The following is a 21,376-nucleotide window of genomic DNA, read 5'->3' on the forward strand; positions in this document are numbered from 1 at the left end:
CTGTCATACCGTGCCTGCATGCAATGGCACGAAATGACAATCTTCCAGCGTGGTGTGGGTCCAGTCGAATTTGCCGACGCGTACGATCAGTTGCAGCACCTGATGACGGGCTCCGACCGGGGCTACCAGCCTGCCGCCTATTGTCATCTGGTCCAGCAGTGCTTGTGGAACTTCCAGCCCTGCCGCCGCCAGAATGATGCCGTCGAACGGCGCTGCCTGCGAGAGGCCGAGCATACCATCTCCGTACTGCAAACGGACATTTGCGATCCGCATGGGCCGCAGGTTCGTGCGCGCCAGCTCATGCAACGGACGAATCCGTTCGATCGAGTACACCTCCTTGGCGACCAGCGACAACACGGCAGCCTGATAACCGCAACCGGTGCCGATTTCGAGCACGCGATTGAGCGGACCGCCGTCGCGCAGCACTTCGATCATGCGCGCGACGATATACGGCTGGGAGATGGTCTGGTGATAACCGATAGGGATGGACGCATCCACATACGCCTGCGCGACCAGGCCAGGCTCGATGAACAGATGGCGCTGGACCGCTTCCATGGCGGCCAGCACCGTGGTGTCCTTGATGCCTTGCGCCGACAATCGCATCACCATGGCGCGCCGCACGCTGTCCGACACCAGCGGTTGCTGGCGCTGCGGCAGCGCGCTGGCACGGCGCTCCTGCGCCTCGGCAGGACGCACCACCGCAGCGACATGTCCTGCCGCGTTGCGCGTGGCGGTTTGTGGCGTGGCAACGCGGGGAGGCACGTAGCCGGTACTGCCGCGGGCAGGCTTGTCGACCAGGGAGGACAGCGTCAATGGAAAGCGCTTGCCCTTGTCGGTCATCGCAGACTTTTCTTGAGGCTGTCGAGCTGGGTGTTATGGGTCAGGTCGATCTGCAGTGGCGTGATCGAAATCCTGCCGTGCGCAACCGCATGAAAGTCGGTGCCTTCACCGGCTTCGCGGGCCTGGCCAGCCGGGCCGATCCAGAAGATCTCGCGTCCGTGCGGATCGATGGCGCGGATAACTGCCTCCGATTGGTGCCGCTTGCCGAGTCGCGTGGCGACGATCTCGCCAAGCTCGTCGTAGGGCAGGTTCGGAATGTTGACATTGAGCAGATACGGCTTGTCCAGCGTATCGAACTTGCGCAGCACGATCTCGCGTGCCACCCGCGCTGCCGCCGCCAGTTCGCCCCAGCCTTTGTCGACTTGCGAGAACGCAATCGACGGGATACCGAACAGATAGCCTTCGGTCGCGGCCGCGACAGTGCCGGAATACAGCGTGTCGTCGCCCATGTTCTGGCCCTGGTTGATGCCCGAGACAATCAGGTCAGGCCGGAACGACAGCACACCCGTGAGCGCCACATGCACGCAATCGGACGGCGTGCCATTGACAAAATGAAAGCCGTTAGCCGCCTTGTAGACGGATAACGGCCGGTCGAGCGTCAGGGAATTGGAAGAACCGGAACGGTTGCTGTCCGGTGCCACCACAACGATCTCGGCGATCGAAGCCAGTGCATCGGCCAGCGCCACGATACCGGGCGCAAGGTAACCATCGTCATTGCTGATTAAGATTTTCATGCGGCTGATTTTACCCGAAGCGCTCTGCAGAATAGGTCGGCGCGGCAAGAATATGCGGCATAATCAAAAACTCAAAAAATCAAACGACCGTTCTATTAATTCACATGCCATGAGGAGACACCCATGAAAGCCATCGTCTGCAATGCCTGGGGCCTGCCCGACACGCTGGTCATCGAAGAGCTGCCTGATGCCGTCCCCGGCCCGGGCGAGATCGCCATCGAGATACGCGCCGCCGGCGTGAATTTTCCCGACGTGCTGATCATCCAGAACAAATACCAGTTCAAGCCTGCCCTGCCCTTCACGCCCGGCAGCGAACTGGCCGGCGTCGTGCTGGCCGTCGGCGAAGGCGTGACCCGCTACAAGGCGGGCGACTCCGTCATCGCCTTCAGTGCCCAAGGCGCGTTCGCGCAGCAGATCGTGGTCGCCGCCAATGCCGTGATGCCGATGCCCGCCGGCATGGACTTCGATATCGCCGCCGCCATCACGCTGACGTACGGCACCTCGCATCATGCGGTGGTCGACCGGGCCCAACTGAAAGCCGGCGAAACCATGCTGGTGTTGGGTGCCGCCGGCGGTGTCGGACTGGCCGCCATCGAAATCGGCAAGGCGCTCGGTGCCCGCGTGATCGCCGCCGCCTCGTCCGATGAAAAACTTGCGGTCTGCCGCGAGCACGGTGCCGACCTGACCATCAACTACAGCACCGAAGATTTGCGCGGCGCGATCAAGGCCGCCACCGATGGCAAGGGACCGGACGTGATCTACGACCCGGTCGGCGGCATCTATGCCGAGCCGGCGTTCCGCTCGATCGGCTGGCGCGGCCGTTACCTGGTGGTCGGTTTTGCCAACGGTGAAATTCCAGCTCTCCCGCTGAACCTGATGCTGCTCAAGGGTGCCTCGCTGGTCGGCGTGTTCTGGGGCGAGTTCGCCAAACGCGAACCGAAAGCCAATCAGGCCGCGATGCAGCAACTGATGGGCTGGCTGGCCGACGGCACCATCAAGCCGCGGATTTCCGGACGCTATGCGTTGGCGGAGACCGCGCAGGCCTTGAATGACATGGCGGCGCGCAAGGTAATGGGGAAAGTGGTGATCAAGCCCTGGGCTTGACGGAGCGGGTACGCTGTCCCGGCTGGACGTTGCGACGCCAGCCGGTGACGGCGCGGCAGCACAACATGCCGGCGTCCTAAGTCATCATCGGCGCCGCATCGTCCAGATGCCGTGCCGCGACCGTTTTGAAGTCATCCGAAATACGCTTATCCGCCAGCACGGCGGTCCAGAATTGGCCGGCCAGCATCGCGGCTCGCGGCAACTGCCGCAGATCCAGCTTGTCCATTGCATCCAGAGACAGCCGTCGATCGATCACCTCACCTTGCATGTTCGGCCGATACAGCATCGGCAGCATGTCGTAGCACGGCAGCAAAGTGAATTGCTGCCCCGGTACCCAGCTCAGCGACAGATTTCCCTGATGCCTGTCGGTGTTGCCGATGAGCGCGCCATACAAGTCCAGCAGCTCGATAACCGTGTAATCAGGCAGCGTTAATTGGCGCTGGTTAAACAGCAGGTTTGCCACGGTAGACCAGGATTGTTCGAGCGCGCCGGTTTCTCCTGCCAGGCCTGCCAATGACAGCATCGGCAACCGGCCTTGCAGTCCGCGCCGGTCAAATCGGGTAGATTCCAGGAAGACCCGATTCTGCGCTATCAGGATGTCGGACTTCGCTGCGGCAATGCCGTTGCGTGCCAGGGTTTGCAAAGCATGGTGCTCGGCAATCAGCAGGTCGCCCCATCGCCGGCCGCCAGGCGTGTCCATGCCCGCTGAAAATTTCACGATGACATGACAACCCGGCCGGTCAGCTTCATCGCTTGATATGGTCGCAAGAAACTTTGGTTGCTCGCCGCCTGCGGAAGACCCGATCACCTCGCCTGACAAGGCGCGCGCGGCAAGTTCCGGGTAGCGCTGGTATCGGCCCGCCCCGGCAATGACGTTCTGCGCTCCCTCCGCCCTTTCTTGCCGGTACCGGCGGTAGGATTCATTCCCGACGATCAAATCGCCCGTGCTGTTCTCGCCGCGACGCGCAAGGTAATACAGCACGTCATCATCACTCCACTGCAGCACATCCGCGAGCAAGTCCAGATCAGCATGTTCTTTCGGCACCGTCTTGCCCAAAAAACCTTGCGGCCGCAGATCCTGGAGAAAATACGGCAAGCCTTCACACAGCTTGACTGCGGCACTGCCGTTGAGCTGGTACGCATACCAGTGCCCGACGAGGACGATCAAGTCACAAAAATGAGCAGTTTCTCCCGAGGTATCGACACGATAGACCCGCAGTTTGCTGCCAAGGTCGCGCAAATCACGGCGCAATCCATATACCGTAGACCGTGCAGCGCCAAGAACGCAGACGTCATTGCCGGCCGCCGGCCAGAGCCGCGAGAAGGTCGGCTGGCTGATTCCCAATGCTGACGACAGGGTTCCGGCATCCGCCGGCTGGCGCGACAAGAGGCGTCGGAGCGCCGCTATCTGGTCGCCTTTTTTGGGATTTATCATAGAGTATGAATAGATAAAATAATGGTCGTCTGCATAGCAGAGAGAAGACCTATTTAATCACAATTGAATTGAATTTGAATAGATACTTTTGAATCATTGACGATGGTCTTCAAGGTAATCCTGCAGCCTACGAACCGTGCTGACAAGGAACCTTAGCGCTGATGGCAGCCATCTCCACCCCCACAAAAAAGACCTGAGCACATCCTGATTAGTGGTTGCTTACAATTGGTATCACTGGTTACTCTTTGAGTGAAACCGTGCCGATAGCGGTCGCGTTTCGTGCCTTCAGGGCGAAACTCTTTCGCCCTATCACCCGAAAGGAAAGAGCATGTTCAAGCCCAAAACGATTCCCCTAGTCATGCTGGCAATGGTCACCATGATATCCACCAGCGCATTCGCCCAGCGCGCCCTGCCTGATCCGACAGGTACCACCACCGTCCAGCGCGACGTCAATCAGCAAACCCGCATTGAAGAGGGTTTAAAGTCCGGTCAACTGACCACCCGGGAAGCCGCCGGCCTCGAGCGCAAGGAGGCCCGCATCGACCGCATGGAAGCTAATGCACTCAAAGACGGCACGCTCACCCCCGCCGAACAAACGCGCATCAATCGTCAGCAAAACAAGGTCAGCCGCAATATCTACACAGAGAAACATGATGCGCAGACTGGCAACCCGAACTCGGCATCGAGCCAACGCATGCAAGCCGACGTGCAACGCAATGTGAACCAGGAACAGCGCATCCGGAACGGGCTCAAGGATGGATCGCTGACCAAGGAGGAAGCAGCGCGACTCGAGCGTGGTCAGGCCCGGGAAAGCCGACTGCAAGCCAGGGCCGGTGCTGACGGACACGTCGGGGCAGCCGAGCAGCGACATGTTCAACGCACTGAAAATCGCCAGTCACGCAGAATCTTCAACGAGCGTCACGATCAGTAAGTCGACAGTTGATTGTGCTGTCAGCGCCCGGGGGCATCCTCCACCGGTCGCTGCAGAAGAACAACTGCCCCGCCTACTGCAACATAAACGTCTCGTACTCCAGCACCCCCAGCGTCCGCGATAACATCCCCAACCCAGCCAGCACCACCACCAGCAAGGCCAGTGCAAATCCGTACCCGAAAAACGCCGGGCCGAGCTGCACCGACACCAGCGTCAGCACCAGGTTCAGCACGACAAACGCAGCGCACAGCGCCAGCACGATGCGCCGCTTGTCCAGGTAAAAGAACACGTTCAGGATACCCAGCAACACCACCTGCAAACCGGCCGCAATCACGTCGATGTATAGCAGCGGCAAATACAGCGTCGATATCCCCAACCACTTAAGTACCGCTTCGCCGATCACGATCAGCAGCAGCGTCGCGATAGTCTGGATCTTGATAATTTCGAAGATGCCGAGGCGGATGGTTTCGACCATGCCGTTGCGGGCTTCCTCGATCGCTTCGAGCGAACCGCCGCTGCGCACGGCCTGATAAAACTTGTCGTAGTACTCGACAAAATCGGTCTCCATGCGTAACAGAAAAATCGCCATCCCCGGAATGATCGACAGGTAGGCCAGAAACACCGGCAAGTCGTAAATTACCGACGCGCGTAACGGACCGATGATGGCCTGACTGGTATCGGCAGTGAACCAGAATACGAACTTGTCGACCCAGACGCCGAGGTTGTACAGCAAGCCGATGCACAGCAGCGCCGGATACATCAGCTTGCGTTCAAAGAACTCGAACGAAATAAACTTCTGCGCCGGATAATTGCGCAGGATCAGAATCGTCATCCCCATCAGCAACAAAGCCTGACCAATCACGAAACCCGCCATCAATCCTTCCAGCCCGAACGGCCGCATCGCTAGTGCCGCGAGCACCGTGATCGCATAGCCGCCCAGGTACATCCAGACGATTTCCTTGTACTGCTTCATGCCGGACAAAAAGATCGTCGCGATCCAGATATTGGACATGATCACGAAGGCCGCCAGCAGCAGCAGCCGGTACATCACGCTTTGCTCCGGAAACAGGAACAGCACGCACAGCAATCCGGCAATCCCGCCGACCACCGTCACGGCCAGCGTCACCGCATGGAAATTGGTCAGGATGACGTCGTTGTTCTTCTCGAACAAGCGGTCGGCCGTGAAGCGCGTGAAGGCCAGCTGGAACGGCCCGGTAAAAATCAGCGACGCGGCAATCACATAGGTAATGCTGACCTGGAACTGCACGATCAGCAGGTTCGGCAGCACGATCGCGTAACTGAGCACACCGATGATCAGGATGCCGACGATCGACAGCACCCACGGTCCCGAGCTGATCACGGCGGCATAGGTGTAGGCCTGCATCAGCGACATCAGATTGTCGCGTTTGAGGATCTTGCGTAATTCGAATCCGATACCGGCCATGACGTCTCAGTTCCTAGTGACTTTGTTGCGCCGATGGCGGGCGCATCGGGCAGCTTGCCGCACGCACCGTTGGCGCATCGGCCTGCTGCAGCGATTTGTCGTACAGACGGCTGTATTCGGCGAACATCAGGTCTTGTGTGTAATAGCGCTCGACCCGCGCCATGCCGGCCGCCTGGGCCGCCTGCCAGCGCTCGTGGTCGGTCAGCAATGCCACTGCTGCACGCGCCAGTGCCTGCGGTTCGGCAATGCTGACGATGGCACCGGCAGCGCCCAGCGCCCGGTCTTCGTCGTCCAGCCCATGAATCAGCTGGCGGCACGAGCCGACATCGGTCGCCACAGCCGGCACGCCGGCGGCAAAACCCTCCAGCAGCACCAGCGGCAAGGCTTCGCTAATACTCGACAAGATCACCAGTCCGATCTGCGGCAACAGTGCATCGACTTTCTGGAAACCCAGAAACTTGATTCTGTCCTGCAGGTCCAGTCCTTCGGCGATGCTATGGCACTCCTCGGCGTATCCGGGATCCTCGTCTTCCGGACCGGCAATCCAGCCCTGCGCATCGGGCATCAGGTTGATCACCGTGCGCATCGCACGGATGAAGGTCTTGACGTCCTTGATCGGCACCACGCGTCCGATCAGGCACAGCACCGGCGGCGGCGTAGCCGGGCGCAAGGCGCGCAAGGCGGCAAAGCGCGGCAGGTCGATACCGTTCGGGATATTGCGGGTGCGCCCGGCCAGCGCGCCGTCATGGATCTGACGCAGCCGGTTGGTGTCGTACAACGCGACGATGTCGCCGGCGGCTTCGTAGCACATCCGCCCCAGCGCCTCGAAGAAACGGATCCACAGGTCGCGGAAGTACGACAGCTGCGACGCATCCTTCTCGAATACGCCGCGGTTGTCGTGGATCCATTCGCTCTGGAACAGGTCGATCTTGCGTTCCTTGGTGTAGATCCCGTGCTCGGACAAGATCAGCGGGCGGCCGGTTTGCTGCGTCAACAGCGCACCCAGAAACCCCGCGTAACCGGTCGATACGCTGTGATAAACGCGCGCCGGAATCAGCTTGCGGGCCACCCGCGCCAGCGTCCAGACCGGCGTATGCATGATGCGCACGGTCCAGAAATAATCGACGAACGACGGATCGGTGCAATGGGTGCGGTAATTTTCGGCGATGCTCTGCCACGACAGTTGGCTGTACAGGAACGACGCCTCGTCGAGCGCGCCGCCATCCTGCATCAGCGGCAACAGCGCATGCAGCGATGCCGAAATCGCCCCCTGCGGCATATCGGCCCGCACCGGCGCGCGTAATTGCTGGTGCAGTGCGTCCATCTGCGCATACGCAGCAGCGTCGCCATCCTGCGGCAGCACCAGCGGTGCGGCATGGCGCTCGTGCAGGTAATGCGCTTCGAAGTGCACGACGTTGTCCGGCAGCGCATATTTCGGATCGCCGTAATCGTCACGCCGGCTGCCGATGAAGCAGATGCCGAAGCGGATTTGCGGAAAGCCGCGAATGAGTTGGTTGACCCAGCTCGAGACACCGCCGCTGACATACGGGAAGGTGCCTTCGAGCAGCAGCATCACATCGCAATCGGCGGCACGGCGGTTGATCGTGGCATCAGGTTTCAAGTGCGGTCACCTTCGGGTAAGAGGAGGATAGTCGCAGCCGACAACTCGGGACGCCAGTAGCGCCGGCTCTGCGCCAGTGCCGGCACGCCGGGCTGATCGCCCAGTTCGTCGAACAGTGCGCGCACTTCGTCGTAGCGGCGCTGCAAAAAACGCAATTCGGCCAGATAGGGCAGCAGCCGCTCGCGCGCAAAGTTGTTCTTGCGCGCTTCGGCCAGCGCCCGCCCGGCCGCCTCGACATCGCCACTGAACAGTTCGAGCCGGGTCAGCAAAAACCAGACGCCGGCATCATCGTCACGTAACTGCAAAGCCTGTACCGCGTACTTGCGTACCTGGCCGGCAGAAAAACTGCGCATGTCACCCTGCACCAGATCCTGATAAATCAATTCCCAGTACAGCTCGGCGACCAGCTTGCTCAGGCCGAACCGCTCGGCCGGCGGGCCGGACTGATCGAGCCGGCGCCGGCTCTCGAGGATGCGATTGCTGATCTGTTTTTCTTTGCCATCAAGAATGCCGTAAGCCAGCAGCCGCATGTCATCAGCCGGGTCGGCCAACAGTGTGCGCAACAGGCTGCCGGTGGCCCGCGCCGGCGTGTTCTGCACCGCCACCAGTGCTTTCAGGCGCTGGTCCAGCGGGGTCTGGTTGTTGCCCAGTTGCGCCCGCACCTGACCGCCGCGAAACCCGGTGCCCTCGTGATTGCGATGGGTCGTGAAGCGCAATTGGCCGGCGGTCTCGAACGGCTCCTTGCCGGACGTACGCGGCAACCAGAAGCCCAGCAGCAAGCCACCCGTTACGCACACCAGCCCGACAATGGGCATGAAGAAATTGAACGCAAAGAGGTAGCCCAGCACCCAGCTGCGCGGACGCCGGTAGCGCGCCGGAATCAGCAGGATCAGCACCAGCGCCAGCAGCGCGCAACCTAGCGCATGCAGCAACAGGTAACTGCCGATCAGCGCGGCACTGTGGCTGCCGGCGAACAGCAATCCGATCGCGCTGAACTCGAACGACAGGCCGAGAAAGAGCAGCTTATACAGCACAGCGACGCACCAGTCCGAGCAAGGTTTCGCCGGCATCGGCATGGCCCAGCCGCGCCGTATGGGTAGTGATCTGGCTGCTGACAAAGCCACCGCCGAACTGCTGATGCAAGGCCGATTCGATGCGCAACAGATAGCCATCGACCGCCGCAACCGAGGCCAGCGGCAGCAGGGTAATCAGCGCCACATGGCTGGTGCCGGTCAGTTCCCACGACAGGTCGACCCCGCGCTTGAGGCGCTTGACCTGCTCGAAGCGGTCCAGTGATGCCTCATCCTTGCCGAACACCAGCGCCACCAGCGAGGTTTCGATACCGGCTTCGACGCGAATGCGCTGCAAGCGCATCAGGTCCAGCGCCATGTCTGCAGGACAGTCCGGCACCGTCGCCAGCACCGCGCGCACCGCATGACCGAGCCGCACGCCATCGGCGTAATAACCGATCAGCACCGACAGCAATTGCAGCGCATCGTCATTGAGCGCAAAAAAAGGCAGTTTCTCGACCACCAGCAAGCCGACCGGCGCGCTACCCGACGGCAGCAGTGGCGCGCAGATCAGATAGCGGCTGGCGCTGCGATCGGCCGGCGTGATATCGGTCGTCTGGACATGCGCCAGCCGTCCCTGCGCAATGCAGTAGCGCACCAGCGGATCGTCCTGGTCCAGCGTACCCGGTTCGCCCAGAACGGCGGTCGGCATGCCCGCATAGCGGTCGGTACCGGTGACACCATGCAGCGCAGCGATTTCGAGCTGGCAGCTCTGGCCGAGCAGCTGGATGAACTCGCGCGCGCCGGGCAGTTCGACAGGATCGGCCGCTTGCTGACCGGCTGTCAGCTCGCGCAAGCGGGCCAGCGTTTCGCGCAGTGTCAGCGGCTTGGCCAGCAAATCCTGTTCGAGCCGTTCATGTGATAGCCGCAACAGGAAATGGTTTTTGGTCAGCGTATTGAGGCGCTCGTCCAGGTAGGCATTAACTGCCCGCAGGCGCCGCGTGCGGGCCGACCAGATATCCGAAAACTGGCCGCAGACCAGCGTCAGTACCAGCCCGCCCAAAAAAAACGCTTTTGGAAATTCCTGCCCCGCCAGACTCGTCGCCGACACCAGCAGCGCGCGCGACCACGGCAGGTAAGCGGCCAGTTCCGGCAACAGCAGACAGAGGGCGATGAAGGTCACCACTGCCGTCACGCCGATGGCGGTGCCATAGCGCATCGCCAGCAGCGCCGGCACGATCCACAACCACGGGAATTGCGCGCCCAGTCCGAGCGGATCCTGCGGCGCGATCCAGCAGCTCAGCGCGAACGCCAGTACACACAGGAAGATCGCTTCCAGTGCGGCCAGGCTCCAGGCCCAGACCGGTGTTGCGCCGGCTTGAGACGGTGGCAACACGCGCCGGCTCAGGTCGCGCCAGGAGACTGCCATCGCTCAGCGCGCCGCAACCAGCAGCGGACGCAGCAGCTTGGCGAGCAGTTTCTGCGCCACGCCCGAGAGCGACTCGCGGCTCCAGCCGGTGCTGCCACCGGCCGCGGCCCACAGCACCTGGCCGCTTTGCACGTCGATCAGTTGCAGCGTCACGCCGGCGGCCGGTTCGCCATCGATGCCGACCTTATAACGCCATTCATCGACGCTGCCGGTCAGTGCGTAGCGGATATTTTCACCGCGCGCCCACGCCAGCGCGGCATCGAACTGTTTGCGGTCCATCGGTTCGAACAGCGTCTCGGTATTGAGCGCGGCCGGATAGCGGCGCAGGTTGCTGATGCCATCGACACGCAACAGGCTCTCGGCGATCGACTCGGCACGCAGGCCTGCCTGCGGTGTTTCGGTCTGGTTCACGAAGGGCAGGATGGCCCACTTGGCCCCGGCCTCAAGCGTCGGCGCGCTGCCGACATGCAGCGTGGAACAGGCACCCAGCAGGCCGATGACGGCGGCCAGAACGAGTGAGCGGAACAGGTGACGGAAGTGTTGTTTCATAGTGCCCTCTAAAAAAACCATTTGTAATCCAGTCCAATTTCCTGGCTGCCTTGCGGCGACGCCGCGCTGCTGCTGGAACGCAGCCCCCGCAAAGTCATCAGGTCCTGGCCCAGCACGCTGCCGGCAATCCCGGCGCGCAGGTTGACGCCGCTACCGGTGACATCACTGCGGGTCAGTCCGAGCTCGGCGAACGGTCGCCAGGCGCGGGTGTAACGGGTATCGATCACGGTGCCCAGCCCGAGGCTGATACCGACCAGCCTTTCGTTGACCGGCAGTGCGCGGATCTGGGTCAGGTCAGTACCGGCCGGCAGCAGGTTGCCGACCAGCGCATCGATCTGGTTGCGGTCGCGATAGGCCGAGCCGGAGGCAAAGGCGCGCAGCGTGATATTCGGATATTCAAGGCGCAGATGGGTGCCGGCTTCGACATTCCAGTTGCCGCCGCTACCGAGGACATTACCGGCCTGCGACGCATAGCGATGCCAGGCCAGACCGAGGCGCAGGTATTCGGCGCGACTGAGCGCGTAGGTCACGGTCGATTCGACACCATCACGCATCGCCGCGACCCGCAACAGCGCCGACTCGGTAGCCAGCTGGCGCACGCCGACGCTACCGGCCACGCTGACCGGCGGCGACAGCGTCAGGCTGTAATCGAGGCGCAGGCCGGTATTGCTGCCGGCACCCTGGCGCTGCTGTACCGTGGCCGAGACATAGCCGCCGTCGAGCTGCTTACGCAAGCTCAGTTCAAGCTGGCGATCCGAGCCGGGCAGGTTCACCAGCGCGGTGTCGTCGAGGCTGCGGTACTGCCGGTCGATCAGCGCGACGGTGAGCCGCAGGCCGGGCGTGAGGTAGACGCTGGTCTGCAATTCGGTTTCGCGGGCCGATAGCGGCGACACCGTCATCTGGTTCACCGTCGCCGAAAAACCGGCCGGCTGTTCGGTGGTCATCGTGGTCAACCGCAGATGCAGGTCTTCATCGGTAGGCAACAGCGCCAGCTGGTCGAATGCCATCGTTTGCGCCAGCCCCGGCCGACCGGCGCGCTGCGCTGCTTCGATGCGGTCGTACATCGGCAGCCAGTCCGGCACATCGTCGAGCAAGCGATTTAATTGCGCGCGATCTTCCGAGGCCAGCAGCAGGGACAGTTCGCCCCACAGCGGTTTTTCCAGCTGGGCGGCAAAACGGCTGGCGAACCACGCGGCGGCGAGGTCGTTGGCATTGCGGTTCAAGGCATAGGCCAGCGCCAGTTCGCGGGCCGTGGCGGTCAGTCGCACATCATCCTGTGGCCGGCCGGCCGCCGGGGCCGGGGCCAGCAACGCGTCCATCGGGGCACTGCTGCGCTGCGCGGCGCGCTGCTTGTCGCGCTGCTGCAGCAAGGGCAGCTGCGCAGTGTCAGGCTGATCGAGCCGGGCCAGCATTTCGCGGCCGGTGCGCGGCGGTGCTTGTGGTGGCACGAACGCCACCAGCGTGCTGATATCGGCGCGCAGCAAAGCCCGCATCACGCGATCGGCCCCATCGCCGTTCATGAACAGCGGTGCCACCGCAACCAGCCGGTCGCGCAGCGCACCTAACTGTTCCGGATTGGCCTTGCGCAGCACATCGGGATTGCGCAGGTCAAGCCAGACATGGCGGCGAATGCGCCAGGCCTGTTCTTTTTGCGAGACCGCATCGAGCACCTCGGCATAACTCATCAGCCACAGATAATCGTCGTTACGAAAGCCGCCCTTGCGGAACCAGTGCAGGGCCCGGTCCTGCCGGTTCAGCGACATGTTCGCGGCCGCATACGGATCCCACAGCACGGCATTGTTTTCGGCGTCAGCAGCCCAGAGCGACAAGGCTTTTTTGAGATCGGCGGTGTCGCGCTTGGCCACCAGTATCCAGAGCAAGGCGGCACGCAATTCCATCTCGGCGGGGCGCAAGGCCAATGCCGCGCGCATGTCGCGCGCGGCACCGTCGAGGTCGTTACTGGATTGTGCAATCGAGGCGCGCAGGCTCAGGAAAGCCGGGTCCTGTTCGAGCAAGCGGCGCTGTTCCGGCGTCAGCCGTGCCAGCATGGCGCGCGCGCCGGCCCAGTCAGCGATGCGCGCGCGCAGGTTCAGCGCCTGCAGCGCGGTGCGCGGATTGCCTTTGCTGGCATAGGCAAATTCGGCCAGCCGGGCGGCGGCCAGCGGTTGCGCCGCTTCCAGCAAGCCGATCAGGTTGGTCAGATCATTGTCGCCATGGACCTCACCGGCCAGCAGGCTGCGCAAGCCGGTGCGGGCAGCGGCATCGTTTTGCAGCAGCATCGCCAGTTCGGCATAGGCGCGCCAGAAATCGCCATCGGTGACCGGCGCGACCGCACCGGCGCGTTCCAGGGCGGCGAAGGCGGCGCCCGGTTGGTTGGCGCGGTACAGGTTGTTGGCGATGCGTAGCGCCACCGTGCTGTCGGTGCCGAACTCGGCTTGCAGCCGGCGCAACGCGGTCAGCGATTCGTCGTCATGGCCGGTGCGCTCGGCCAGCGTGGCCAGCAAGTCCAGTTCGCGCCGGCGCAGGGCAGGCGCTGACTTGTACGACAGGCGGGTACGCAGCAGCGCCAGTGCGCGCTCGGGCTGGCCACTGGCTTCGAACACTTGCAACAGGCGTTCCAGCCAGACCACGCTGGTCGGTTCACGTTCGACCTTGTGGGCAATCGCAGCGACCTGGGCATCGATATCGGCCAGGCCGCTGCCGAGCTGCAGTACCGTGTCCCAGGCCGCTTCGTCGCCGCTCAGTCTTGCGTACGCCAGCCATTGCGGCAACGCCGCTTCGGGCGCGGTATTCCATTGGTTGATCTGCGCCAGCCGCTTGCGCCAGCCGGCATCGGCGGGCCGCTGCAACACGGCTGATTCGGCCACGCGACGGGCATCGTTGAGGTTACGGTTAGCCAGAAAAATCGTATAGCTCAGCGTGTAGGCGTCGTCATCGAACGGCAGTCCGGGCGCACTGGTATCGGCGATCCGCACGAAGCGTAATGGCCCGGCATCGACACGATCGAGTCCGGCATAGAACTGCGCCGGACTTTGCCAGCCGGCCAGCTGCCTGCCCTGCCAGCGCTCCAGCAGCGATAACTTCAGCAGTTGTTTTGCATACCGCTCGGCCGCATCGAGGCGGTTGGCCGACTGCGCCAGCCGGGCCAGAAATTTCAGGGTGGCGGTGTCGTCGATGAGCATGCCGACATGCTCATCGGCGCTGGCGATCAGGTCGCCGGCATCACCGCTGGCTTGCAGCGTGCGCATTCCCGCAAAAAAATAATCCCGTCGCTTGTCGATCACGCGGGTGTAGACCATCGCGCGAAAGTACAAGTTGGCAGCGACCCGGTAATTACCCAGAGCGAGTGCGGCGCGCGCGGCTTCGGCGTAAATTTCAGGCGCGAGGATTTCCGGTCGCGCGGCAATTTTCTGATAGGCCAGCGCTGCCACGTCAACCGCGCCGGCCGCCAGCGCGGTACGCGCCAGCACCAGCAGGCGTTGCGAATCCTGCTGCGGCAAACCCACCAGCACGCGCAGCTGTGCACGTACGCGTTGCATCGCGACTTCACGCGCCGGTGTGCTCACCGACAAGGCATACGCTTCGCCTTCCAGCATGCTCAGCTCCAGCCATTCGGCGTCGCGCTGGATGGCCGGATCACTGGCTAGCTGCAAGGGCCGCATCGCTTCGCGGGCTTCGGCGTAGGAACCCAGTCGCACCAGCTGGCCGACCAGGGCACGACGCAGCGCCAGCGCATTCGGCTCGGCTTTCAAAAATACTTTCAGGTACTCGACGGTCAGCCGGTCCGGCTTGCTGTTGAGTTCGCTCGAGGCCAGCTTCTGTTCGAGCGTGCGATACGGATACACCAGCAGCAGACCCAGCCCGACCGCCAGCCCGAAACCGGCGATGGTCCAGGGCGAAAACAGCGCCATACGCTCATAGTTGGTGTCGCGCGAGTACCAGGACCCGTGGCGCTGGTTGGCCGGACGCGGGCGCGAGGCATCAGGCTTGACCATCATGCTGCGCAGCGCACGGTAATGACGCGGCGCTGCGGCATTGCATCGCCGCCATCGAGCACGTAACGCGCATCGCTGCCGCTGGCGGCGACCGGCTTGCCATCGGCACTGACACGGCAACCGGCGGCTTGCGCCAGCGTCAGCGTGATCGCCTCGTTGGCGGTGGCCGTGAAGCGCAATTGTTCGCCCGCCCCTTCCCGCGTGCGCGTGAAGTCGCTGATGCCGCCGTTGATCTGATCGACCCGCACACCGCCCTGGTCGGGACGCGCCGACAGGCGCACCTGAGCCGAGCTCAGTGTCAGGTAATCGCCCGACGGGCCGGTCGCCACACCGGCCACGCCACTGCTATCGCGCAGCGATGGCACCGCAGCACCGGGCGGCATGCGCAAGGTGCGCAGGCTGGCACCGGTACGCACCAGCAGATCCTCCGAGGCCAGTTCGCGCGCGATGCTGGTGGCTTCAAAATCGAGCACCTTGCGCACGTACTGCGACGGGAAAACCCGCGTGAACGGTTGCGCGACAGCCCAGCCGTACACCTTGTGCAATGCCGCTATCGAAGCCGGCTTGGTGGCCGAATACACGTGGTAATAAATGTCGACCGGCTTGAAGCGATACGGCGCGCCGGTCAGCTGATAGGTTTCGATGACGCGCTCGAAACCGTAGTACGGACCGGTCCAGTTGTTGGTGTAGACGTTTTCATTCTGGTTAGGTGCGAACACCTGATACCAGCCGCCCTTGCGCACCCCTTGAGCGGCAATCGCGGTCCATGAGTTGTTGCTCGCGGTGATGCGGGTGTCGCCGCCGTTCATGTTCAGGAATCCGTCCTTGACGGTTTCGGCAATCGCGCTGGCCAGCGGCACGCAATTACCGGTCCACAGGAATAATTCGGCTTTCTTGTTGGGCGGCATCAGGCGCGTGTTGATGTAATCCATCGATCCCTGCACTTCGCGCTTGAGGTCGAAGCGGTAGCCCGGCAAGGGCAAACCATACGATTTATCGACGGCAATGATTTCATCGCGCGGGCTGATCACGCCCATCGCGCGGGCCCATGAAAACGGATGTGAATACGAATGGCTGGCTGCTTCGACATACGGCAGCGCGAAGATCTTGCGGGCCAGCGGTTCGAGCTCGGCGGACAGGGCGGGATACACGCCTTGCGGGCTGATTTCGGCTTCGATTACCGATACGGCTGTGGGCAAGCGGTAGCGCGACAGGATCTGCTTTTGCAGTACTTCGGGCGCCAGCGGCCGGCCCGGCAGTTCGGCGCGCGACGGAAAACCATCGGCATCGATATGCACCATCAGCATGCGCCGGCCGCCCTCGGTGGTGACATCCGGCACCGGCAGATCGGGCAGTTGCAGGGCTGCCTGCAGGAAGCGGATCGGTTGCAATATCCAACGATCCTGGTCCAGCGCCGACAGCGACCGCGTCGTGAACGGACTGAGCGCAAAGCCGCCCCAGGCGGTCAGTGCGACCGCATCAAACGTATTGCCGGTGCCGTCCTGCAGGCTGAGCAGGCTGCGCCCTTGCTGCGGCAGTAATTGCAGCGGTTCAAGCTGGGACCGGTCGGGCAAGGCGGCGACCTCGAAATCGAGTAGCGCGGTGTCGCGGGCATGCACCGTCAGTCGTTCGGGACGCGGCACCGCCAGCCGGCGTACGCCAAGCGCCGCGGCGTTTTTCCCTTCGACGACAAAGCCGAAGGTATCAAAGACTGCGATGCGCACGCCACTGGCGATCTGTTGTCGCATCCAGTTGGCCAGCGTCGGGTGATCGACACCCGGATTGAGCCAGCTGACGATACCGGCGTAGCGGCCGGCGAGGATGCCGGCCGGCAGCGGCTGCGTCGCCAGATCGAGGAATTCATAGCGCAGGCCCAGATAATTGAGCGGCATCCCGAGGAAGCGCTGCGCCGAGGTGTAATGAAAATCGAGGTCGAGGTTATCGACCAGCACCAGCACCGTGCGCGGCAGGACTTCGATATTGCCGACGCCCAGCGACACCAGCCCGCCATCGGCGACCCACGGAATGAAACCATCGCTGGCGAGCTGGCGTGCCGTGCTGCGTGCCAGCGCGCGCGCGCCGGGAACGGACGGATCAACATAATCGATCGCAATGACCGGCAATTGGTAGCGCTCGCGCACGGTCTGCATCTGCGCCATCAGCCAGGTCCGGTCGGCCGCCGGCACCGGTCCGTATTGCTTGCGGGCCGCATCGTAACCCTGATACAGCGACTCGGCGGCGACCGCGAAGACCAGCGGTGCGACCTCGGGCAGCAACTCGAAACCCCGGTTGAGGATCAGCCGCGCGTCGGGATAACGGCGCTTGAATTCACGCAGCAGAGCCACCATCGCCTCCTGCTGGCGGGTCCGCTCGGCATCGGTGGTGGCGAACAGCTGATAGGAGTCGAGCGTGTCGAGGAAGAAGCCGCGCCAGCCTTGTTGCCACAACGGAGCAATCACACTGGTCAGAAAAAATTCATTCCAGCCGGGTGCCGCCTGATCGATGACCTTGCTGCCCCAGGCGGCATTATCGCCGCGCAGCGCACCTGCTGGCAGCGCCTGGTAGTAAGAACGGGACGGCTGCACCTCCCCCAGCGAGACATACGCAAACAGCGCATGTGCGCCATCGGATGTCGGGCGGGTCCGGCTGGCAGGATTACTGACAAAGTCAGGCTCGACCACGGCGATATCGAAGGCTTGCAAATCAGCCAGTGGCGCTTGCGCACCGTAGTAAAACGCCACGGACGGCGGCGCCGCCAGCGCCAGCGCCGGCAGGAACAAGACAATCAAGCAGAGTTTGCCAGTCCAACGGGCGACACCTTGCAAGACGCCGCGAAGGCAATGATCAGACAACAGCGATTCTCCCGGGGGTGGTCGGCACATACCGTTATGTTGGGCTTCATTTGGCTTCAACCAGCGCACGCCCGCACGACGATGGCGCGACCTTGCTGCAGGTCAAAACTTTATTTTTGGACACTTTACCCGAGACTTTGAGAGAGAGCGAAAGGAAATTTCTCCCATCTGCCGACAATTGTTTCTAAAATGAAACCACCTTTTTTTAGTATTGACTGTCAATAACTCAGGCCGGAAAACCTGCAGGTAACAAGCACCTGACGACAGGCGCAGATGAAAAAAAACGCCCTTCCGGGCGCTCGATGCTGGTGGCCCGACGCGAACGTCTTTCAGCTGTCGGTCTCGACCAGTGTCTGATGCACGTACGCAGTCAGCACCAGCCTATCCTGCACCGACACCTCAACGAACTCGAATCCATGCCGGAAGCCCTCGCCCGTATCGGCTGGTGCAATCGAACGCAACACAGTCTGCAGGTTCAGGAACAGGTCCTGTCCGGCGACATGGACTTTGAGCTTGATGCGGCCGGTCTCGCCTTTGACGCCAAGGATTTCCCTGGCAATTGCCGACGCCCCGCCCATGCTCAGGTCGGTGATGGTGGCGGCCGAACTGCGCTCCGGCTCGCCCAGCGAGACCGCCGCAATCAGCCGCACGGCAACGCGCGCGGTCTGGCGCACCACGGTGCAGCGCAGTTGTTTTGGATAAGACAGATGCAGGTAAGGATGCGGGGTATGCACCGACCGCACTGCGGCAGCAATGAAGGCATAGGCCTTCTTGCCGGAGAACGCGCGCACCACAAAACTCTGGCCGTCGCGGATCAGTTCGAACTTGCCATCCATCGTCGGCGCGGTCACATAGACAGTCTTGCCTTTGACGAACCCGATCAGCTTGACGGTGTAGCGGATCGATGGCTTGTCCTGCATCTGCAGGATCATCGTTTCGCCGATGTTCCAGCGCACATCCTGCATGTTGACGGCGATTTCACGTTCGGCAGCTTCCGGCTTCGGTGCGGCAGTCGCTTCGACCAGCCGCTTGATATTCTGGTCTGCCGGAATCGGGCCGGCGGGACGCTCCCAGCCACCTTCGTGGAAGTAGCCGTTTTCGAGTACGCCGGCCATCTGGCTCGCGTTGTCGATGACGAATCCGGACGCCAGTAACAGGTTGCCGTGGTAGTCATAAACAGAGCGCGTGAGCGCCTTGCCGACGATGATTTCGGATGCACGGACAGGAACCAACGCGACAGACTCGGGCATGCACATCCTTTGAGGATCAGGCGCGGCACAGGCCGGACAGTTTGTCTGGCCGGTGCCGCATTGCTTTAAAAAAAGATGACTAAGTATAACGAATATTGCTTGCGAGTCACTTTTTAAAACGCCAACCTGGTGCAGGAGTTACTTCGGTACCTCTGCAAAAAAATCCAGGACCGCATCGCGTTCGCGGGTGCGCTTGAAAGCCGGCAGGCTTTGCCAGATGCGCTTGCCATAGGGTTTGGAGAGCAGGCGCGGATCGCACAGCATCAGCACACCGCGATCGCTTTCATCGCGGATCAGTCGACCGGCACCCTGCTTGAGATTGATGATGGCCTCCGGCAGCTGGTGATGGATGAAGCCGTTGCGCCCCTTGCGTTCGAGCGCGGCAATGCGCGCCGCCAGCACCGGATCATCCGGTGGCGAAAACGGCAGCTTGTCGATGATGACCAGCGACAGCGCGTCGCCGCGGACATCAACACCTTCCCAGAAACTCTGGCTACCGATCAGTACCGCATTGCCCGCCGCGCGGAAGCGATCGAGCAATTCGTTGCGGCCGGCCTCGCCCTGCACCATCAGTGGAAACGGCAGGTTGCGCCGGGCGAACTCGTCGCGCAAGCGCTCTGCCGCGCGGCTGACTGCGCGCAAGGTCGTGCACAGCAAAAAGGTGCGGCCACCGGCGGCTTCGATGATGGGCAGCGCGGCATCAATGACCGCATCGGTGTAGTCGGGCGAATTCGGTTGCGGCATATTGTGCGGCACGTACAGCAAGCCCTGCTGCTCGTAATCGAACGGGCTTGGCCAAGAACGTGCCGTCACATCAGCCAGCCCCATCTGGTCAGTAAAATGATGAAAATCATTTTTGACTGCCAGCGTCGCCGACGTGAAAATCCAGGCGCGCGGCGAGCCTTCACGCTGCTTGCTGAAGATGGGCGCAATCGACAGCGGTGTCTGGTGCAATTGCAGCGAACTCGAAAACGCCTCGACCCACAGGACGTTTTCCTGGTCGGTATCGGGCACGGTAGCAGCCGCATCGGTTGCCACGACCCAGGCCGCCAGCTGATTGCCGAGTTCGATCGTGCGTACGCGACAGAGCTCGATGGTTTCGGCGCGCTCTGCCTGTTTTTCGAGCACGGCCACCATGGCCTGCAACTCGGTTTGCAGCGTCACCAGCGCCGGGAAAAAGGCACTCGATGGCGCGATCTGGCTGACTGCCAACCGCATCACATCCTGCGGAAAAGCCAGCCGCAAATCACGTGCGGCGCGGTCGACCGGCGCCACCACACGGGCCCAGTCAGCACCATCACGCGCATGCGACAAACCTTCGGCCTGCACGTCGCGGCACAACTCGATGATCTGCGAGGTCGAGATGGTCTCGCCGAAGAACAGCGTCGCGGTATCCGGCAACTGGTGCGCTTCATCGAAAATGATCGTGTTGGCCGACGGCAGCAATTCAGCCATGCCGGTTTCCTTGAGCGCCACATCGGCAAAAAACAGGTGATGGTTGACCACCACCACGTCAGCTTGCTGCGCTTCCTTGCGCGCCTTCATAACAAAGCAATCCTGGTAGTACTGGCATTCGGCACCCATGCAGGTATCGCGGGTCGACGTCACCAGATTCCAGATCATCGCGTTTTCGGGCACGCGCGACAGCTCGGACTTGTCACCGGTGGTGGTGGTCTTCATGAAGCGCGATATTTCACGCAGGTTGCCGATGTCGTCGCGCGAGGTCATGCGCCCGTTCTGTTGCGTGCGTTCCAGATGGAAATGACACAGGTAATTCGAGCGGCCTTTGAGCAGGGCGACCGATACCGGCGCATTGAGCGCCTTGCGCACCGTCGGGATATCGCGCGAAAACAGCTGGTCCTGCAGGTTCTTGGTGCCAGTCGAAATGATCACCTTGCCGCCCCACAGCAAGGCCGGCACCAGATAGGCAAAGGTCTTGCCGGTACCGGTGCCGGCTTCGGCGATCAGGGTTTCCTGGCCGGCGATGGCATTGCCGATGGCCTTGGCCATGTCGGTTTGCGCATGGCGCGAGCGAAAGCCGCGCACGGCCTGGCTGAGCGCGCCGCCTTCGCCGAACAGCCGTTCGACATCGGCATCATGGACACCGGGAGGAGTAGGAGCGACGGTCGCCAGAGCGCCGTCCGGAAGATCTTCAGTCAAGGAATCAGTCAGTGTGCGGCCT

Annotated in this window: 14 protein-coding genes; 2 read left to right on the top strand and 12 right to left on the bottom strand. The window is 62.4% G+C overall.

Annotated features, from left to right (window positions below; all coding sequences use genetic code 11):
- Positions 1-3: 3 nt before the first annotated feature.
- A complete protein-coding gene (locus RHM62_RS15350; protein ID WP_322122934.1) occupies positions 4-840 on the bottom strand; it encodes a protein-L-isoaspartate(D-aspartate) O-methyltransferase in 837 nt (278 codons plus the stop codon).
- Entirely contained in the window at positions 837-1,574 is a 738-nt protein-coding gene (gene surE / locus RHM62_RS15355) for a 5'/3'-nucleotidase SurE (RefSeq protein ID WP_322122935.1), read from the bottom strand. Before surE ends, RHM62_RS15350 begins: the two co-directional genes overlap by 4 nt.
- 123 nt (positions 1,575-1,697) lie before the next feature.
- On the opposite strand from surE, the gene RHM62_RS15360 reads away from it, so the two are divergent.
- Positions 1,698-2,678, top strand: a complete 981-nt coding sequence (locus RHM62_RS15360) for an NADPH:quinone oxidoreductase family protein (protein ID WP_009664908.1) — start codon at positions 1,698-1,700, stop codon at positions 2,676-2,678.
- Between the two features lie 76 nt (positions 2,679-2,754).
- Here the strand turns inward: RHM62_RS15360 and yjjJ are convergent, their stop codons facing one another.
- Positions 2,755-4,113 (bottom strand): type II toxin-antitoxin system HipA family toxin YjjJ, encoded by a 1,359-nt coding sequence (yjjJ, locus tag RHM62_RS15365; protein ID WP_322122936.1) that lies wholly within the window; start codon positions 4,111-4,113, stop codon positions 2,755-2,757.
- A 328-nt stretch (positions 4,114-4,441) separates the two neighbouring features.
- On the opposite strand from yjjJ, the gene RHM62_RS15370 reads away from it, so the two are divergent.
- Complete coding sequence (locus RHM62_RS15370; protein ID WP_322122937.1) at positions 4,442-5,044, top strand: hypothetical protein; 603 nt, start codon at positions 4,442-4,444, stop codon at positions 5,042-5,044.
- A 73-nt stretch (positions 5,045-5,117) separates the two neighbouring features.
- Here RHM62_RS15370 and pelG read toward each other — a convergent pair whose 3' ends face one another.
- The 9 genes from pelG to RHM62_RS15415 form a co-directional block, all read right to left on the bottom strand.
- Entirely contained in the window at positions 5,118-6,488 is a 1,371-nt protein-coding gene (gene pelG / locus RHM62_RS15375) for an exopolysaccharide Pel transporter PelG (protein WP_322122938.1), read from the bottom strand.
- Between the two features lie 13 nt (positions 6,489-6,501).
- Complete coding sequence (gene pelF / locus RHM62_RS15380; protein ID WP_322125422.1) at positions 6,502-8,061, bottom strand: GT4 family glycosyltransferase PelF; 1,560 nt, start codon at positions 8,059-8,061, stop codon at positions 6,502-6,504.
- A 44-nt stretch (positions 8,062-8,105) separates the two neighbouring features.
- Positions 8,106-9,143 (bottom strand): hypothetical protein, encoded by a 1,038-nt coding sequence (locus RHM62_RS15385; RefSeq protein WP_322122939.1) that lies wholly within the window; start codon positions 9,141-9,143, stop codon positions 8,106-8,108.
- A complete protein-coding gene (locus tag RHM62_RS15390; RefSeq protein ID WP_322122940.1) occupies positions 9,133-10,548 on the bottom strand; it encodes a PelD GGDEF domain-containing protein in 1,416 nt (471 codons plus the stop codon). The genes RHM62_RS15385 and RHM62_RS15390 overlap by 11 nt, the downstream gene beginning before the upstream one ends.
- Positions 10,549-10,551: 3 nt before the next feature.
- Entirely contained in the window at positions 10,552-11,097 is a 546-nt protein-coding gene (locus tag RHM62_RS15395) for a penicillin-binding protein activator LpoB (protein WP_322122941.1), read from the bottom strand.
- Between the two features lie 8 nt (positions 11,098-11,105).
- The gene (locus RHM62_RS15400; protein ID WP_322122942.1) at positions 11,106-15,095 is read right to left on the bottom strand and encodes a tetratricopeptide repeat protein; all 3,990 of its coding nucleotides are present in this window, start codon (positions 15,093-15,095) and stop codon (positions 11,106-11,108) included.
- Positions 15,092-17,881: a bifunctional glycoside hydrolase 114/ polysaccharide deacetylase family protein gene (locus RHM62_RS15405; RefSeq protein WP_322122943.1), complete on the bottom strand. Its 2,790-nt coding sequence runs from the start codon at positions 17,879-17,881 to the stop codon at positions 15,092-15,094. The genes RHM62_RS15400 and RHM62_RS15405 overlap by 4 nt, the downstream gene beginning before the upstream one ends.
- A gap of 392 nt (positions 17,882-18,273) precedes the next feature.
- The gene (locus RHM62_RS15410; protein WP_322122944.1) at positions 18,274-19,194 is read right to left on the bottom strand and encodes a flagellar brake protein; all 921 of its coding nucleotides are present in this window, start codon (positions 19,192-19,194) and stop codon (positions 18,274-18,276) included.
- 138 nt (positions 19,195-19,332) lie between these two features.
- A complete protein-coding gene (locus RHM62_RS15415) occupies positions 19,333-21,354 on the bottom strand; it encodes an ATP-dependent DNA helicase (protein WP_322122945.1) in 2,022 nt (673 codons plus the stop codon).
- Between the last annotated feature and the right edge of the window lie 22 nt (positions 21,355-21,376).

Origin of the sequence: Actimicrobium sp. CCC2.4, from assembly GCF_034347385.1 — a bacterium.
GTDB lineage: Bacteria > Pseudomonadota > Gammaproteobacteria > Burkholderiales > Burkholderiaceae_D > Actimicrobium.

What these genes read in the sequence shown, in the direction of transcription:
- RHM62_RS15395 (WP_322122941.1), bottom strand. Translation starts at nt 11,097, where the DNA reads ATGAAACAACACTTCCGTCACCTGTTCCGCTCACTCGTTCTGGCCGCC.
- RHM62_RS15360 (WP_009664908.1), top strand. Translation starts at nt 1,698, where the DNA reads ATGAAAGCCATCGTCTGCAATGCCTGGGGCCTGCCCGACACGCTGGTC.
- RHM62_RS15400 (WP_322122942.1), bottom strand. Translation starts at nt 15,095, where the DNA reads ATGATGGTCAAGCCTGATGCCTCGCGCCCGCGTCCGGCCAACCAGCGC.
- RHM62_RS15370 (WP_322122937.1), top strand. Translation starts at nt 4,442, where the DNA reads ATGTTCAAGCCCAAAACGATTCCCCTAGTCATGCTGGCAATGGTCACC.
- RHM62_RS15390 (WP_322122940.1), bottom strand. Translation starts at nt 10,548, where the DNA reads ATGGCAGTCTCCTGGCGCGACCTGAGCCGGCGCGTGTTGCCACCGTCT.
- RHM62_RS15410 (WP_322122944.1), bottom strand. Translation starts at nt 19,194, where the DNA reads ATGCCCGAGTCTGTCGCGTTGGTTCCTGTCCGTGCATCCGAAATCATC.
- RHM62_RS15350 (WP_322122934.1), bottom strand. Translation starts at nt 840, where the DNA reads ATGACCGACAAGGGCAAGCGCTTTCCATTGACGCTGTCCTCCCTGGTC.
- pelG (WP_322122938.1), bottom strand. Translation starts at nt 6,488, where the DNA reads ATGGCCGGTATCGGATTCGAATTACGCAAGATCCTCAAACGCGACAAT.
- surE (WP_322122935.1), bottom strand. Translation starts at nt 1,574, where the DNA reads ATGAAAATCTTAATCAGCAATGACGATGGTTACCTTGCGCCCGGTATC.
- pelF (WP_322125422.1), bottom strand. Translation starts at nt 8,061, where the DNA reads ATGCTGCTGCTCGAAGGCACCTTCCCGTATGTCAGCGGCGGTGTCTCG.
- yjjJ (WP_322122936.1), bottom strand. Translation starts at nt 4,113, where the DNA reads ATGATAAATCCCAAAAAAGGCGACCAGATAGCGGCGCTCCGACGCCTC.